The organism is Vibrio campbellii CAIM 519 = NBRC 15631 = ATCC 25920 (assembly GCF_002163755.1).
Lineage (GTDB): Bacteria > Pseudomonadota > Gammaproteobacteria > Enterobacterales > Vibrionaceae > Vibrio > Vibrio campbellii.
Map to the genome: position 1 here is coordinate 1,288,424 of NZ_CP015863.1, position 15,769 is coordinate 1,304,192.

Annotated in this window: 13 protein-coding genes; 11 read left to right on the forward strand and 2 right to left on the reverse strand. The window is 46.9% G+C overall.

The window, feature by feature from the left end; translation table 11 throughout:
- The first annotated feature begins 19 nt into the window (after nucleotides 1–19).
- Nucleotides 20–1,216, forward strand: a complete 1,197-nt coding sequence (locus tag A8140_RS06160; protein ID WP_005528865.1) for a methyltransferase — start codon at nucleotides 20–22, stop codon at nucleotides 1,214–1,216.
- Between the two features lie 93 nt (nucleotides 1,217–1,309).
- Here A8140_RS06160 and ald read toward each other — a convergent pair whose 3' ends face one another.
- Nucleotides 1,310–2,434, reverse strand: a complete 1,125-nt coding sequence (gene ald, locus A8140_RS06165; protein ID WP_005528864.1) for an alanine dehydrogenase — start codon at nucleotides 2,432–2,434, stop codon at nucleotides 1,310–1,312.
- Nucleotides 2,435–2,590: 156 nt separating this feature from the next.
- On the opposite strand from ald, the gene lrp reads away from it, so the two are divergent.
- The 6 genes from lrp (at nucleotide 2,591) to A8140_RS06195 (ending at nucleotide 10,468) form a co-directional block, all read left to right on the forward strand.
- Nucleotides 2,591–3,085, forward strand: a complete 495-nt coding sequence (gene lrp / locus A8140_RS06170; protein WP_005528862.1) for a leucine-responsive transcriptional regulator Lrp — start codon at nucleotides 2,591–2,593, stop codon at nucleotides 3,083–3,085.
- 152 nt (nucleotides 3,086–3,237) lie between these two features.
- The gene (locus tag A8140_RS06175; protein ID WP_005528860.1) at nucleotides 3,238–6,561 is read left to right on the forward strand and encodes a DNA translocase FtsK 4TM domain-containing protein; all 3,324 of its coding nucleotides are present in this window, start codon (nucleotides 3,238–3,240) and stop codon (nucleotides 6,559–6,561) included.
- Nucleotides 6,562–6,622: 61 nt separating this feature from the next.
- Complete coding sequence (lolA, locus tag A8140_RS06180; protein ID WP_005528858.1) at nucleotides 6,623–7,249, forward strand: outer membrane lipoprotein periplasmic chaperone LolA; 627 nt, start codon at nucleotides 6,623–6,625, stop codon at nucleotides 7,247–7,249.
- A complete protein-coding gene (locus tag A8140_RS06185) occupies nucleotides 7,250–8,605 on the forward strand; it encodes a replication-associated recombination protein A (RefSeq protein WP_032999896.1) in 1,356 nt (451 codons plus the stop codon).
- Nucleotides 8,606–8,697: 92 nt separating this feature from the next.
- Nucleotides 8,698–10,005 (forward strand): serine--tRNA ligase, encoded by a 1,308-nt coding sequence (gene serS, locus A8140_RS06190; protein ID WP_005528854.1) that lies wholly within the window; start codon nucleotides 8,698–8,700, stop codon nucleotides 10,003–10,005.
- A gap of 196 nt (nucleotides 10,006–10,201) precedes the next feature.
- Nucleotides 10,202–10,468, forward strand: a complete 267-nt coding sequence (locus A8140_RS06195; protein ID WP_005528852.1) for a DksA/TraR family C4-type zinc finger protein — start codon at nucleotides 10,202–10,204, stop codon at nucleotides 10,466–10,468.
- Nucleotides 10,469–10,607: 139 nt separating this feature from the next.
- On the opposite strand, the gene bioA is transcribed toward A8140_RS06195, so the two are convergent.
- Nucleotides 10,608–11,885: an adenosylmethionine--8-amino-7-oxononanoate transaminase gene (gene bioA / locus A8140_RS06200; protein ID WP_005528850.1), complete on the reverse strand. Its 1,278-nt coding sequence runs from the start codon at nucleotides 11,883–11,885 to the stop codon at nucleotides 10,608–10,610.
- A gap of 130 nt (nucleotides 11,886–12,015) precedes the next feature.
- On the opposite strand from bioA, the gene bioB reads away from it, so the two are divergent.
- The 4 genes from bioB to bioD are packed head-to-tail and all read left to right on the forward strand — an operon-like array spanning nucleotide 12,016 to nucleotide 15,692.
- A complete protein-coding gene (bioB, locus tag A8140_RS06205) occupies nucleotides 12,016–13,068 on the forward strand; it encodes a biotin synthase BioB (protein ID WP_005378222.1) in 1,053 nt (350 codons plus the stop codon).
- Entirely contained in the window at nucleotides 13,055–14,206 is a 1,152-nt protein-coding gene (bioF, locus tag A8140_RS06210; protein ID WP_005528848.1) for an 8-amino-7-oxononanoate synthase, read from the forward strand. The genes bioB and bioF overlap by 14 nt, the downstream gene beginning before the upstream one ends.
- Complete coding sequence (gene bioC / locus A8140_RS06215; protein ID WP_005528846.1) at nucleotides 14,206–15,012, forward strand: malonyl-ACP O-methyltransferase BioC; 807 nt, start codon at nucleotides 14,206–14,208, stop codon at nucleotides 15,010–15,012. Before bioF ends, bioC begins: the two co-directional genes overlap by 1 nt.
- Nucleotides 15,009–15,692: a dethiobiotin synthase gene (gene bioD / locus A8140_RS06220; protein WP_005528844.1), complete on the forward strand. Its 684-nt coding sequence runs from the start codon at nucleotides 15,009–15,011 to the stop codon at nucleotides 15,690–15,692. Before bioC ends, bioD begins: the two co-directional genes overlap by 4 nt.
- Nucleotides 15,693–15,769 lie beyond the last annotated feature (77 nt).

Here is a 15,769-nt window from a genome sequence, read left to right on the forward strand (position 1 = left end):
GCTCGTTGTAGGGGGAGCTATGAGAACGCAATTTCAATTTATTAATGACTGCTTAATCGAAAATCAATCGTTGTGGCGATTCGATCCATTTCAAAGCAGCCTTCACGCATCGTTACCTTGGCAAGCGCAACATCCTCAGTTGTGCCAGTGGTTAGCGTCTCTTACTCCTTCTCAAATCGAAGAATACAAAGCAGAACCTGGGCTCGCTTTATGGGCGCTTAGTCCTTTTTTGCCAGAACTTGAAACGCTCGCTGAACTGACGCATTTAGAACCTCTAGCGTTAAACGGCTTAGAGCTTGCTCGCGGATTAGACAGTGGCATTCCTGGCCGTAAGTTAGAGCAAATTAGTTCTATGGGCGAAGCGGCGATTCAACATCATCAAGGTGAAGAATGGCTAGAGTGGTGTTCAGGTAAAGGGTACTTGGGACGCATCCTGACAACGCAAACCGATCAGCCTGTTACCAGTTTTGAATACCAACAAGCGCTGTGCGACTCGGGGCAACAAGCGGCGAATGAGCATCATTGGAAAATGACTTTTATTCAAGGTGATGCGTTCAATAGCCAAGCCAAAGCGGTGTTTAAGCCAACTCAACACGCAGTAGCATTGCATGCGTGTGGTGATCTTCATGTTCGTTTGATGCAGTACGGCAGCGAAAACGGCATTGCTGCGATGACAATCTCGCCTTGTTGTTACCATTTGATTCAGTCTGAGCAGTATCAGCCGATGTCGGAGCAGGGCAGAGCGTCTTCTCTCTCGCTGTCTAAGCAAGAGCTGCGTATTCCGCTGCAGCAAACTGTGACGGGTGGTGAACGTGTACGCCGTCATCGTCAGCAAGAAATGGTGTTTCGTTTAGGGTTTGATTTGATCACGCGCCAAGCTTTGGGCATGGAAGGATATCAGCCAGTGCCAAGCATTCGTAAGTCGCAATTAAGTGATGGCTTTGAATCGTTATGTCGCTGGGCAGCGGAACAGAAGGGCATCGATCTTGCGCAAGAAATCGACTTCGATCATTTTGAAAAGTTAAGCGAACAGCGCTTTTGGCAAATGGAGCGTTTGAGTCTGGTCCAGTTGGTATTTCAACGTCCGTTGGAGATTTGGCTCGCTTTAGACAAAGCACTTTATCTTGAAGAACGTGGTTATCGTGTTAGATTGGCAGAGTTTTGCGCTAAATCTGTCACACCTCGAAACATTTTAATTTGCGCTTATAAGATTTAGATCTTTTTTATAGCTAAATGCTCTATGCAAAAAAGCCCACTTTCCAGTGGGCTTTTGTAAAAAAAACGTGACAATTTATGCGTTATTTTGTCATTAGTTGAACATTGCGATAGCTTGCGCTGGTTCAACGTATTCTAGGTCAAAGCTCTCAGCAACTTCTTTGCAAGTCACTTTACCGTGGATAACGTTTAGGCCTTCAAGGAAACCTTTGTCTTCTAGAAGTGCTTCACGGTAGCCTTTGTTTGCTAGCTTCACAATGTAAGGAAGCGTTGCGTTGTTCAGTGCAAATGTTGAAGTACGAGCAACTGCACCTGGCATGTTTGCTACACAGTAGTGAACCACTTCGTCAACGATGTAAGTTGGTTCTGCGTGCGTTGTCGCGTGAGAAGTTTCGAAACAACCACCTTGGTCAATCGCTACGTCAACGACCGCCGCGCCTGGCTTCATCTTAGCGATATGCTCTTTTGTTACCAGTTTAGGTGCTGCTGCACCCGGGATTAGAACTGCGCCGATCACTAGGTCTGCTTCTAGAACATGCTTCTCGATAGCGTCTTCAGTAGAATAAACCACTTTAGCGCGACCTTGGAATTCTTCGTCTAGTTTACGTAGTGTATCTACGTTACGGTCTAGGATAGTCACGTCTGCACGAAGACCTACAGCCATACGAGCTGCGTTCGCGCCAACTACGCCACCGCCAACTACAACAACTTTCGCAGGCTCAACACCAGGTACGCCACCTAGTAGTAAACCACGACCGCCGTGCGATTTTTCCAACGTTTGCGCACCTGCTTGAATAGACATCCGACCTGCCACTTCTGACATTGGTGCTAACAGTGGCAAACGACCCATATTATCTGTTACAGTCTCATACGCTATACAGACAGCTTTGCTCTTGATTAGCTCATCAGTTTGTGGAAAATCTGGTGCAAGATGCAAATAGGTAAATAAAATCTGCCCTTCGCGGAGCATTGCTCGCTCGACAGCTTGGGGTTCTTTTACTTTTACAATCATATCTGCTTTCGCAAACACGTCTGTAGCAGTAGGAAGAATGGATGCGCCTACAGCGATGTAATCATCGTCTGAAAAACCAATGCCAGCACCCGCATTGGTCTCAACTAAAACTTGGTGACCATGTGAGATAAGTTCTCTCACGCTAGCTGGGATCATACCCACACGGTATTCGTGGTTCTTGATTTCCTTAGGTACGCCAATGATCATCCTGTGTCCTCTTTCTAAAATGGTTGTATTAACTGTTTGTAGGGTGTTATTGTCGAATTAATATCTAGTATAGATGTTGATTTGTAATATTTGGCACCAAATATTAAAAAGTTGTAGTATATTTTTTTGCAAGGAAGTAATAAGGTGGAATAAAAAATGGCAGAGAACTATAAGAAGCCGTCCAAGGAACTAGACCGTATCGACCGCAACATTCTTAATGAACTGCAGAAAGACGGTCGTATTTCGAACGTTGAACTTTCAAAACGTGTAGGACTATCTCCAACGCCGTGTTTGGAGCGTGTGCGTCGCTTAGAGCGTCAAGGTTACATCACAGGGTACACTGCGCTATTAAACCCGCAGTTCCTAGATGCATCACTATTGGTATTCGTAGAAATTACGTTGAACCGTGGTGCGCCAGATGTGTTCGAGCAGTTTAACGCAGCTGTTCAAAAACTAGACGACATCCAAGAATGTCATCTAGTGTCAGGTGATTTCGACTATCTTCTAAAGACACGTGTATCTGATATGGGTGCTTACCGTCGACTACTGGGCGATACGTTACTGCGTCTTCCAGGCGTAAACGACACTCGCACCTACGTCGTTATGGAAGAAGTGAAGCAAACTAACCAGCTTGTGATTAAAACTCGTTAAATTCTTGCAAAGAAAGCGGTAAATGCTTCCGCTTTCTCCATAGAGTAATTGGGTTTTTCTCTTTGATATGGTTAAATCAATTTACCGAGCGGCTTTGTGCCGCTCGGAATGTTTTGCTTATTCCTAATTCATTTCCATATTCAAGTTGATTTATGTTCAAAGAGAACGCAAAGAAAGTCGAAACCATTATCAAAACCAGTGAAGAGCCTCAGTCTTCACGTCTAAATGGCTTCCAACGCTTAAAAGAGTGCTGCTTTATCGTTGGCGTTCTTAGCTCGGTATTGTTGGCCGTTGCACTATTTACCTTTAGCCCAGCCGATCCGTCTTGGTCCCAAACGGCTTGGGGCGGAGAGATCAATAACGCTGGTGGCTTGTTCGGCGCTTGGTTAGCCGACACGCTATTTTTTACCTTCGGTTCCCTCGCGTACCCATTGCCATTCCTGCTGACGGCAGGTGCATGGGTGATTTGCCGTAAGCGCTCCGCAGACGATCCTATCGACCTTATGTTGTGGGGGACTCGTCTATTAGGTTTAGTTATCCTTGTTCTTACCAGTTGTGGTCTTGCTGATATCAACTTTGACGACATTTGGTACTTCTCGTCTGGTGGCGTTGTTGGTGACGTTCTAAGTAGTCTGTCTCTACCTACACTGAATGTGCTGGGTACAACGCTTGTACTTCTTTTCCTATGGGGAGCAGGTTTTACTCTATTTACGGGTATTTCTTGGTTGAAGATTGTTGAGTGGCTGGGTGATCGTGCACTTGGTGCTGTTGCCGCTGTTACAAACAAAGCTCGTGGCACTGAACAAGAAACGCTTGAGCCTCAGTTGGATGAGTTTGCAGAAGACCGAGTGATGAGCAAGCGTGGTAAAGAGGAGTTGGAAGATGAGCCTCTGCCGCACCTTACTGCTTACGAAGTAGAAGAGCCGAAAGAAGAAGCGCCTGCACATGAATATCCGATCTACATGCCACAATCGGCGGTAGAGCAATCTAACGTAGACAAATCGAAACAGCAGCCAGCAGCGCAACCTATTGTACAGCCAACGCAACAAGCGGCAGCTGTGAACGTAGCGCCGATTCAGGCTCCAGTTCAGTCTCAGGTCCAAGAGCAAGCTCAAACTGTTGAGCCTGTTCGTACCGTAAACACAGACAATGTTGACCCAACGGTTGAGCGCACTAAGCAGCTGAACGTCACCATTGAAGAATTAGAAGCCGCAGCGCAACAAGCCGATGATTGGGCTGATGAAGCGCCGCAAGTTCAAGAAGCGCAAGAGCCTGCTGTTGCTCCTATTGCGGCTCAGCCTGAAGCAACGCAGCCTGTTTCTCAAGAAGTGGTTCCCCAGCCTGCTGTTGCTCAACAAGAGGTTGGCCAGCAAACTGCTCATCAACCGGCAGCGCCGCAAGAACCGTTTGTGCAGTCTGAATCAAGCGTTGTGGAATCGCACGATAATGAGCCAAGCTACGATGAGTATGCTCAGTTCGAAGCAGAGCAGGCTCAACAGGCGCAAGTTGCTCAAGAGCAAGCGCCAGTTCAAGCGCCGATGGAACACGCAGAACAGCCTCAAAACGAAGAGCCTGTGATTAACGCTGCAGCACTGGATAACATTGTTGAGCAAACTGAGCCAAGCCAGCACATCGAGCCAACTATTTCGAACTTCGATGTTGTAGATGAAGAAGATGACTACCAAGCGCAGCAGCCTGTTCAACAAGCTCAGCCTACTTATGTAGAGCCACAATCTCAGCCTCTACAACAGTCTGTACAAGAACAACCTATGCAGCAGCAAGTCGCACCGCAACCACAATCGGTAGCGCCGGTGCCTTCTGCTACGTTTGAACCTGCACCTCAAGCAGTCGAGGTAGAAGAGGTTCAAGACGGCGATCAAGATGTCGCAGCATTCCAAAACTTGGTATCGAACGCTCAAGCGAAAGTGGCTGCTCAGCAGAACCCATTCTTAGTGCAGCAAGAACAAAACTTGCCAGTACCAGCAGAACCACTACCAACGCTAGAATTGCTTTACCACCCGGAGAAGCGCGATAACTTTATCGATCGTGATGCTCTGGAAGAGGTGGCGCGTTTGGTTGAAACCAAGCTTGCGGATTACAAGATCAAAGCGGACGTTGTCGGTATTTATCCTGGCCCTGTTATCACTCGATTCGAGCTTGATTTGGCGCCGGGCGTGAAAGTAAGCCGCATTTCCGGCCTGTCTATGGACTTGGCTCGTGCGCTGTCTGCAATGGCGGTACGTGTAGTAGAAGTGATTCCGGGCAAACCTTATATCGGTCTAGAGTTGCCTAACATGAGCCGTCAGACGGTATTCTTGTCTGATGTAATCAGTAGCCCTCAGTTTGAACAAGCAACGTCACCAACAACGGTCGTTCTTGGTCAAGATATCGCCGGTGAAGCGGTGATTGCAGATATCGCGAAAATGCCTCACGTACTGGTAGCGGGTACAACGGGTTCTGGTAAGTCAGTAGGTGTAAACGTGATGATCTTGAGTATGCTTTACAAAGCATCGCCAGAAGATCTGCGTTTCATCATGATCGACCCGAAAATGTTGGAGCTTTCAATCTACGAAGGTATTCCTCATCTACTTTCTGAAGTAGTAACGGACATGAAGGACGCGTCTAACGCACTACGTTGGTGTGTGGGCGAGATGGAACGTCGTTATAAACTGATGTCGGCATTGGGCGTACGTAACGTGAAAGGCTTCAACGAGAAGCTTAAGATGGCCGCAGACGCAGGTCACCCAATTCACGACCCATTCTGGCAAGAAGGCGACAGCATGGACACTGAGCCGCCGTTGCTTGAGAAACTGCCTTACATTGTTGTGGTTGTCGATGAATTTGCCGACCTAATGATGGTGGTTGGTAAGAAGGTTGAAGAACTGATTGCACGCTTGGCGCAAAAAGCGCGTGCGGCAGGTATTCACTTGATCCTTGCGACGCAGCGTCCATCGGTTGACGTTATTACCGGTCTGATTAAGGCGAACATCCCAACGCGTGTGGCGTTTACTGTATCTACGAAGACGGACTCACGTACTATCCTTGACCAAGGCGGTGCAGAATCGCTATTGGGTATGGGTGATATGCTTTACTTACCACCAGGATCAAGCCATACGACCCGTGTTCACGGTGCGTTTGCGTCGGATGATGATGTTCACGCGGTTGTAAACAACTGGAAAGCTCGTGGTAAACCAAACTACATTGATGAGATCATCAGTGGTGACCAAGGTCCAGAAAGTCTGCTTCCGGGTGAGCAGATGGAATCGGATGAAGAAGTGGATCCATTGTTCGATCAAGTCGTAGAGCACGTAGTGCAATCGCGTCGTGGTTCGGTTTCTGGTGTACAACGTCGATTCAAGATCGGTTACAACCGAGCGGCTCGAATTGTTGAGCAGCTTGAAGCGCAAGGCATCGTAAGTGCTCCGGGCCATAATGGTAACCGTGAAGTACTGGCTCCTGCGCCACCAAAAGATTAATGAACTTGTGTTACTCACCTCAGTCCAACTGAGGTGAGTGGTTCTAACAATAGGTATCTGAATGAAAAAACTATTTTCAGCGAAATTTTTCTCTGCGCTTGTTTTAAGCTTTTCTCTCTTCTCTACTGCACACGCCGCGTCTCCTAAAGATGAATTAAACAAACGCCTATCGATGAACGGTGGCTTCAGTGCGGATTTCTCTCAGCAAGTTATCAGCCCTGAAGGCGAAACAGTGATGGAAGGGGAAGGCACGGTTGAAATCGCTCGCCCAAGCCTGTTCCGTTGGAGCACAACATCCCCTGATGAAAACCTATTGGTTTCTGACGGTAAAACATTGTGGTACTACAGCCCGTTCATCGAGCAAGTGAGTATCTACTGGCAAGAACAAGCAACAGAGCAAACGCCATTTGTTTTGTTAACACGTAACCGCGCAAGTGATTGGGATAATTACAAGATCTCCCAAAAGGGTGACCAGTTCACGCTTATTCCTACCGCGGTAGACTCCACACAGGGCCAATTTCAGATTAATATTGATGCCAAAGGTGTGGTGAAAGGCTTCAACGTGGTTGAACAAGACGGTCAGAAAGGCTTGTTTACCTTTAATAACGTGAAGCTTGGAAAACCAAAAGCAGACAGATTCACATTCACTATTCCTAATGGCGTGGAAGTGGATGACCAAAGGAATTAATTGGTAGTGAGCAATTACACATTAGATTTCTCGGGGGACGAAGATTTTCGTCCCCTTGCTGCTCGTATGAGACCGGAAACGATTGAACAGTACATCGGTCAGCAGCATATTTTAGGTCCTGGTAAGCCACTACGCCGTGCGTTAGAGGCTGGTCATATTCACTCTATGATCCTTTGGGGACCGCCAGGCACAGGTAAGACGACGTTGGCAGAAGTGGCGGCAAACTATGCCAATGCAGAAGTTGAGCGTGTGTCTGCGGTGACGTCTGGCGTGAAAGAAATTCGTGCTGCAATCGAGAAAGCGCGTGATAATAAAATGGCGGGTCGCCGCACCATCTTATTTGTGGATGAGGTGCATCGCTTCAACAAATCTCAGCAAGACGCGTTTTTACCGCATATCGAAGATGGCACCGTTACCTTTATTGGTGCGACGACAGAAAATCCATCGTTTGAGTTAAACAACGCATTGCTGTCACGTGCGCGTGTGTACAAGTTAACGTCTCTCGATAAAGATGAAATCTCACTGGCGCTGAATCAAGCGATCAGTGACAAAGAGCGTGGGCTGGGTAATACGCCTGCACACTTCGTTGATAACGTATTAGACCGCCTAGCAGAGCTGGTAAACGGCGATGCTCGCATGTCTCTCAACTACCTTGAGCTGCTCTATGATATGGCAGAGGACAATGCGAAGGGCGAAAAAGAAATCACGCTTAAGTTGCTTGCGGAAGTCGCAGGGGAGAAGGTCTCTCGCTTCGATAACAAAGGCGATATTTGGTACGACTTAATCTCTGCTGTACACAAGTCGATTCGTGGCTCTAACCCTGATGCCGCGCTTTACTGGGCTGCACGTATGATTGCAGCAGGTTGCGACCCTTTGTACATTGCTCGCCGCCTACTGGCGATTGCTTCTGAAGATGTGGGCAATGCTGACCCTCGCGCAATGCAAGTGGCCTTATCTGCTTGGGATTGTTTTACTCGTGTTGGTCCGGCAGAAGGTGAGCGTGCGATTGCACAAGCGATCGTGTACCTAGCATGTGCGCCAAAAAGTAATGCGGTATACGTGGCGTGGAAACAAGCGCTCACAGATGCTCATAACTTGCCTGAATATGAAGTGCTGCATCACCTTCGAAATGCACCGACCAGTTTGATGAAAGACATGGGTTATGGGGCAGAGTATCGTTACGCGCACGATGAGCCTGGCGCTTACGCCGCAGGTGAGCAATATTTGCCGCCTGAAATGGGTGATCGTAGATACTATCAGCCGACAAATCGTGGTCTAGAGACCAAAATCGGCGAAAAGTTAGATTACTTGGCTACTTTAGACGCAAATAGCCCACAAAAGCGCTATGAAAAGTAGGCGTTTTTGGATACATTTGTTCAGTAAATTTTTTTAACGCGCACGCCTTGGAAAGTGCGCGTGATTTCACAACAAAAAGCATAGGATTAACAATGCTGGATTCTAAATTACTTCGTACAGAGCTGGATGAAACAGCTGCTAAACTGGCGCGTCGTGGCTTTAAGCTAGACGTAGAGACTATTCGTAAACTTGAAGAACAACGTAAGTCCATTCAAGTAGAAGTAGAAAATTTACAATCCACGCGTAACTCCATCTCCAAGCAAATCGGCCAAAAAATGGCGGCTGGCGACAAAGAAGGCGCAGAAGAGATCAAGAAACAAATCGGTACTCTAGGTAGCGATCTTGATGCGAAGAAAGTTGAACTTGAGCAAGTAATGGCTCAACTAGACGAATTCACACTTTCTGTACCAAACATCCCTGATGATGAAGTGCCAGATGGTAAAGATGAAAACGACAACGTTGAAATCTCTCGTTGGGGTGAGCCTAAGACTTACGACTTCGAACTAAAAGACCACGTTGACCTAGGCGAAATGGGTGGCGGTCTAGACTTCGCAAGTGCAGTTAAAATCACTGGCGCACGTTTCATCGTGATGAAAGGCCAATTTGCTCGTCTACACCGTGCAATCGCTCAGTTCATGCTGGATCTTCACACTGAAGAGCACGGCTACACAGAAATGTACGTACCTTACCTAGTAAACTCTGACAGCCTATTCGGTACTGGTCAGCTTCCTAAGTTTGGTAAAGACCTTTTCCACACTGAGCCGCTAGTAGAAAAAGTAAACGACGAAGAGCCACGTAAACTGTCTCTAATCCCTACTGCAGAAGTGCCAGTAACGAACCTAGTTCGTGACACGATTTCTGACGAAGCAGATCTACCAATTAAGATGACAGCTCACACGCCATGTTTCCGTTCAGAAGCAGGTTCTTACGGTCGTGATACTCGTGGTCTGATTCGTATGCACCAGTTCGACAAAGTTGAGCTAGTACAAATCACTAAGCCAGAAGATTCAATGAACGCACTAGAAGAGCTAACAGGTCACGCTGAGAAAGTTCTACAACTTCTAGAGCTTCCTTACCGTAAAGTGGTTCTATGTACAGGTGACATGGGCTTCGGCGCTCGTAAAACTTACGACCTAGAAGTTTGGGTTCCTGCTCAAGAAACTTACCGTGAAATCTCTTCATGTTCTAACATGTGGGACTTCCAAGCTCGTCGTATGCAAGCGCGTTTTCGTCGTAAAGGCGAGAAGAAACCTGAGCTTGTACACACGCTAAACGGTTCTGGTCTTGCTGTAGGTCGTACAATGGTTGCTATCCTAGAAAACAACCAAGAAGCAGATGGCCGCATTACAATCCCTACAGTACTTCAGAAGTACATGGCGGGCGCAACGCACATCGGTTAATTCATTAACCACTAGAACACCAAAACCCAGCCTCAGTGCTGGGTTTTTTGTTGTCTGCGTCGAGTGAAAATTAATTATTACCGAATCGTAATAGTGTTTTCGAATTTACCCTAATTATCTTGTTATTTGTAATCGATATAATCATCCACCTTACCACGGTAAGTAGATTTTCTCATTCAAGTAACGAGGAGGGCTTATGGCCGTAGGGTGGGCAAACGACGATAGCGTCAGCCAACAAATTCAAAACACAATAGACGACGAAATTTCCCGTGTTCGTGGCAATATCACAAAGGGTGAGAGCGCCCATTACTGCGATGAGTGTGGTGATGAAATTCCTGAAGCGCGTCGAATAGCCATGAAAGGCGTTCGTTTATGTATCGAATGTCAGTCAACAATCGAATTGGTGTCTCAACGCCAAGTGTTATTTAATCGACGAGCAAGTAAAGATAGCCAATTACGCTAATCATGTTTCGTAGTGGTATTTAGATTATCAGTACGACGCTTAATAATATTGCTCTAAATAGTAAAAACGCTTTGAGTGGTATACTCAAACCGTTCTTGTTTTTATTTTTTAAATATTCTTTAAATTTAATGAGAACGCATTAAGCGAAGCAATCTTGACGTTGAAGCGCAGCATCAATTGCGTTAACTAGCTTCTCAATATCTTCCGGCTTGCTAATAAATGGCGGCATCATATAAATCAGTTTGCCAAATGGACGAATCCAAACACCGTGCTCAACAAACAGTGCTTGGATGGTTTCCATATTCACTGGGCGGTGTGTTTCTACAACGCCAATGGCACCCAACCAACGGGTGTTTTTAACCAAGTCGTATTTTTCCAGTTTTGGCAGTAGTTCAGAAAACAACGTTTCAATATGCTGGGTTTGTAGCTGCCAGTTGCCTTGTTCTATCAATTCTAAACTTGCGGTGGCCACGGCACAGGCGAGCGGGTTACCCATAAAGGTTGGGCCATGCATGAAACAACCAGCATCACCACCACAAACAGTATCCGCGACGTGTTTGCTCGCTAGGGTCGCAGAGAGGGTCATGTAGCCGCCAGTAAGTGCTTTGCCGACGCACAAAATGTCTGGCTGGATATCTGCGTGTTCGCAAGCAAACAGTTTACCGGTACGCCCAAATCCGGTCGCGATTTCATCTGCAATCAATAACAAACCGTATTTGTCGCAAAGCCTACGCACACCTTTGAGAAATTCTGGATGGTAGATACGCATACCGCCCGCACCCTGAACGATAGGCTCTAGGATCACCGCAGCGAGTTCTTGGTGATGCGTTTCAATCTTGCGCTCAAAGTCTGCAAGATCTTCCGGCTTCCATTCATCCCAATAGCCACAAGTAGGTGACTGGGCAAAGATATGCTCAGGCAAAAAACCTTTGTAGAGAGAGTGCATGGAATTATCAGGATCGGTGACCGACATCGCCGCAAACGTATCGCCGTGATAACCGTGTCGCAAAGTAAGAAACTGTGGTCGGCGTTCGCCTTTTGCATGCCAATATTGCAGTGCCATTTTTAAGCTGACTTCTACGGCAACGGAACCTGAATCGGCAAGGAATACATGTTCAAGATTACTTGGGGCTAGGGATAGCAGCTTCTTACATAAACTGATTGCTGGCTGGTGGGTAATTCCGCCAAACATCACGTGAGAGACTTGGTCGATTTGCTGGTGAGCCGCTTGATTTAAGTGCGGGTGGTTGTAGCCGTGGATCGTTGACCACCAAGAAGACATACCATCGACAAGCTCTGTCCCGTCTTCCAATTTAATGTGGACACCACTTGCCGATGCCACTGGATAGCAGGTCAGAGGTGTCAACGTCGAAGTGTAGGGATGCCAGATGTGCTGGCGGTCGAAGGCGAGATCCATGTGCTATTCCAATAGTAATTAAGTTTAAAAAATATACAGGTGTAAACTTTGTGGTTTAGTGTTTTGTTGACAGTTTATCGAGACTCAGTAGACTGTCAACACAACAAAAAAAGTGACTAAAGGAATACACGTGGAAGTTCGTCATAACTGGACGCATGCTGAAGTGCGCGATCTCATGGAAAAACCGTTCATGGATCTGCTATTCGAAGCACAGCTTGTTCATCGTCAATACCAACAAACCAACCATGTTCAAGTAAGCACGCTTCTTTCGATTAAGACAGGTGCTTGTCCGGAAGATTGTAAGTACTGTCCTCAGAGTGCTCGTTACACCACAGATATCGAAAAAGAGCGTTTGATGGAAGTAGAACGCGTACTCGATGCTGCGCAAAAAGCGAAAAACGCGGGTTCTACTCGATTCTGTATGGGCGCAGCGTGGAAGAACCCGAAAGAGCGTGATATGCCGCACTTGACCGACATGATCAAAGGCGTGAAAGGCATGGGTTTAGAAACGTGTATGACATTAGGCATGTTGACGCCAGACCAAGCAAAGCAACTGGCAACTGCAGGTCTGGATTACTACAACCACAATCTAGATACGTCACCTGAGTTCTATGGCAACATCATTACCACACGTACTTATCAAGACCGTTTAGATACGCTTTCTCACGTGCGTGATGCTGGCATGAAGATTTGTTCTGGTGGCATCATCGGTATGGGTGAGAGTGCCAATGACCGAGCGGGCTTGTTGGTTGAATTAGCTAACTTGCCAGTGCACCCTGAAAGCGTGCCAATCAACATGCTGGTTAAGGTGAAAGGCACACCACTGGAAGAGGTGGACGATGTTGAGCCATTCGATTTTATTCGCTTGATTGCGATTGCGCGCATCATGATGCCTCAATCAGCGGTTCGTCTATCGGCTGGCCGTGAAAACATGAACGAACAAATGCAAGCGCTGTGTTTTATGGCGGGTGCAAACTCAGTCTTCTATGGCTGCAAACTTCTGACGACTCCAAACCCTTCTGAAGATAAGGACATGATGCTGTTCAATAAGCTCGGCATTAACAGCCAAGAAGTGTCTCAAAAACCTGATGAAATAGAAGAAAACGAGTTGCTGGATCGCGTGGTAGAGCGTGTTGCTGCTCGTCCAACAAAAGACGACCTTTTCTACGATGCCAGCGTTTAAATCTCGTATCGAGTCCGCCCTTGCCGCCCGTAAAGCGCAGGGGCTGAATCGTTCGATGAATGTGGTGTTTTCCGGCAACCAATCGATTTTGGAATACGAAGGCAGACGCTACATCAACTTCTCAAGTAACGACTACTTAGGCTTAGCCAATGATCAAGCGCTTGTTCGTGCTTGGCAACAAGGCTTGAGTGTATACGGCAGCGGTAGTGGTGCCTCTCCAATGGTGACTGGCTTTAGTGCGGCGCACAGTAATTTAGAAGCTGCATTGACCGAGTGGCTGGGTTACGAACGGGCAATCCTGTTTGGTTCTGGGTTCAGTGCCAATCAAGCGTTGTTATTCACCTTGCTAGAAAAATCAGACGTACTCATTCAAGACCGTTTGAATCATGCTTCTTTGATGGAGGCAGGGATGTTGTCGCCAGCTAAAATGAAGCGCTTCAAGCACAGTGACATCGCGCATCTAAAATCGCTGCTGAATAGCGAAGACAATCATCTGGTCGTAACTGAAGGGGTATTCAGTATGGACGGGGATTGTGCACCACTTGCTGATATCGCAGAAGTTACAAGAAGCTACGATGCTTGGTTCGCCGTCGATGATGCACACGGTATTGGCGTTCTTGGTGAATTCGGTGGTGGTTCTTGCGAGCTGGCTACAGTTAAGCCTGAATTGTTGATCGTTACTTTTGGCAAAGCTTTCGGTATGTCCGGCGCGGCTATCTTATGTGGCCACGCAACGGGGGACTTTTTAACTCAGTTTGCTCGTCACCATGTGTATTCCACAGCGATACCGCCAGCACAAGCGTATGCGTTGACTCATGCAGTCTCGATGATTCAAGAGCAGTCTTGGCGACGCGAAAAGCTTACGGAATTAAATGAAGTATATCGAGATGGTCTTCAAGATCTCGACGGTTTTGTCGAAACCCAAACCTCGATTAAGCCCTTTATGATTGGTGAATCTGAACTGGCTTTGCAGGTTGCAAGTGCTTGTCGACAGAACGGCATTTGGGTGACTGCTATTCGTCCACCGACGGTACCTAAAGGAACATCTCGTCTTCGAATTACGCTCACAGCCAATCACACCAATGAGCAAGTTAAAACGCTTTCAATGGCATTGAAGCAAGCATTAGGAGCGCTGTAATGGATAATGCAGAAAATATGACATTGGAAAGCTTTTACCAAGACAAAGAAGCGATTGCCTCTTCGTTTGGAAAAGCAGCAGAAACGTACGACAAACACGCGGCGTTTCAGTGTGATGTTGGACATCGCATGCTTGATAAATTTCCTGAAAACTTAACGGGAAAACGCGTCTTAGATTTGGGGTGTGGTACAGGCTACTTCTCTCAACTGTTCCAACAACGTGGCGCAGAAGTGATTTGCGGCGATATCTCTCAAGCTATGTTAGATAAAGCGCAGCAGCGTTGTGGTATACGGCAAATGCAGTACCAAATAGCTGATGCCGAAAACTTGCCATTTGATGATGAGAGCTTCGATTACGTTTTTTCAAGTTTGGCTTTGCAATGGTGTGCAGATTTAAGTTACCCGTTAAGAGAGATTCGTCGCGTCTTAAAGGTAGGAGGGACGGGGTGTTTCTCAACATTAACCGATGGCTCACTTTATGAGTTGCGAGAGGCGTGGTCAAAAATTGATACATATCAACACGTGAATAACTTTATTACCCACAATCAGGTAAAAATTGCGTTAGCGCAATCTCGGTGCCACAACCATCATCTAGACTTGACCCCCATCACAGTTTGGTACGATTCAGCGTTTTCTGTCATGCGTGATCTTAAAGGCATTGGTGCAAATCACGTAAGCGGGCGCTCACATGGTCTGACGAGTCGTCGCACCTTGTTGCAAGTTGAGCGCGAGTACCAAGCATTTGGAAACGATCAAGGTCTTCTACCTGCAAGTTATCAGGTTTGTTTTGGAGTCATAGTTAAATGATTGATGCATTTTTTATTGCTGGTACGGATACTGATGTAGGAAAAACGGTAGCGTCTAAAGCTATTTTACAAGCACTTGGCGCGAAAGGGCTTAACACCATTGGTTACAAGCCAGTGGCTGCGGGAAGCGACAAGACGGCGGAAGGTTGGCGTAACTCGGATGCATTGCACCTTCAGAAAGCGGCAACACTAGATATCGCGTACGACGATGTAAACCCATACGCTTTGGAATTACCCGCCTCTCCTCACATCGCCGCTAAGCACGAACATGTAGAAATTAAATACGAAGTACTGAGCGAAAAATTGGCTCACCATAAAGAGCAATCTGACATTGTTCTTGTGGAAGGTGCTGGTGGTTGGCGTGTGCCTGTATCTGATACAGACAGCCTGTCGACATGGGTACAGCAAGAACAGCTTCCGGTAGTTCTGGTTGTCGGTATCAAGCTGGGGTGTTTGAGCCACGCACTGTTAACGGCAGAGATCATCAAAGCAGATGGTTTGAATCTCGTTGGCTGGGTAGCGAACCGTGTTAACCCAGGCACAGAGCACTATGCAGAGATCATCGATATGCTGGAAGATCGTTTAGATGCTCCAAAACTTGGTGAGATCCCATACATTCCAAGTGCGAAGCGTAAAGATCTAGGCAAATTCATTAACGTTGAGCCGTTGCTAAACGCGTAAAGGCTTCGCGATTCGATAAACACAAAAAGGGCTGCGCAATGCAGCCCTTTTCTCATGTAAACTTTTGTGTCTAATCG

What these genes read in the sequence shown, in the direction of transcription:
- A8140_RS06160 (WP_005528865.1), top strand. Translation starts at nt 20, where the DNA reads ATGAGAACGCAATTTCAATTTATTAATGACTGCTTAATCGAAAATCAA.
- ald (WP_005528864.1), bottom strand. Translation starts at nt 2,434, where the DNA reads ATGATCATTGGCGTACCTAAGGAAATCAAGAACCACGAATACCGTGTG.
- lrp (WP_005528862.1), top strand. Translation starts at nt 2,591, where the DNA reads ATGGCAGAGAACTATAAGAAGCCGTCCAAGGAACTAGACCGTATCGAC.
- A8140_RS06175 (WP_005528860.1), top strand. Translation starts at nt 3,238, where the DNA reads ATGTTCAAAGAGAACGCAAAGAAAGTCGAAACCATTATCAAAACCAGT.
- lolA (WP_005528858.1), top strand. Translation starts at nt 6,623, where the DNA reads ATGAAAAAACTATTTTCAGCGAAATTTTTCTCTGCGCTTGTTTTAAGC.
- serS (WP_005528854.1), top strand. Translation starts at nt 8,698, where the DNA reads ATGCTGGATTCTAAATTACTTCGTACAGAGCTGGATGAAACAGCTGCT.
- A8140_RS06195 (WP_005528852.1), top strand. Translation starts at nt 10,202, where the DNA reads ATGGCCGTAGGGTGGGCAAACGACGATAGCGTCAGCCAACAAATTCAA.
- bioA (WP_005528850.1), bottom strand. Translation starts at nt 11,885, where the DNA reads ATGGATCTCGCCTTCGACCGCCAGCACATCTGGCATCCCTACACTTCG.
- bioF (WP_005528848.1), top strand. Translation starts at nt 13,055, where the DNA reads ATGCCAGCGTTTAAATCTCGTATCGAGTCCGCCCTTGCCGCCCGTAAA.
- bioC (WP_005528846.1), top strand. Translation starts at nt 14,206, where the DNA reads ATGGATAATGCAGAAAATATGACATTGGAAAGCTTTTACCAAGACAAA.
- bioD (WP_005528844.1), top strand. Translation starts at nt 15,009, where the DNA reads ATGATTGATGCATTTTTTATTGCTGGTACGGATACTGATGTAGGAAAA.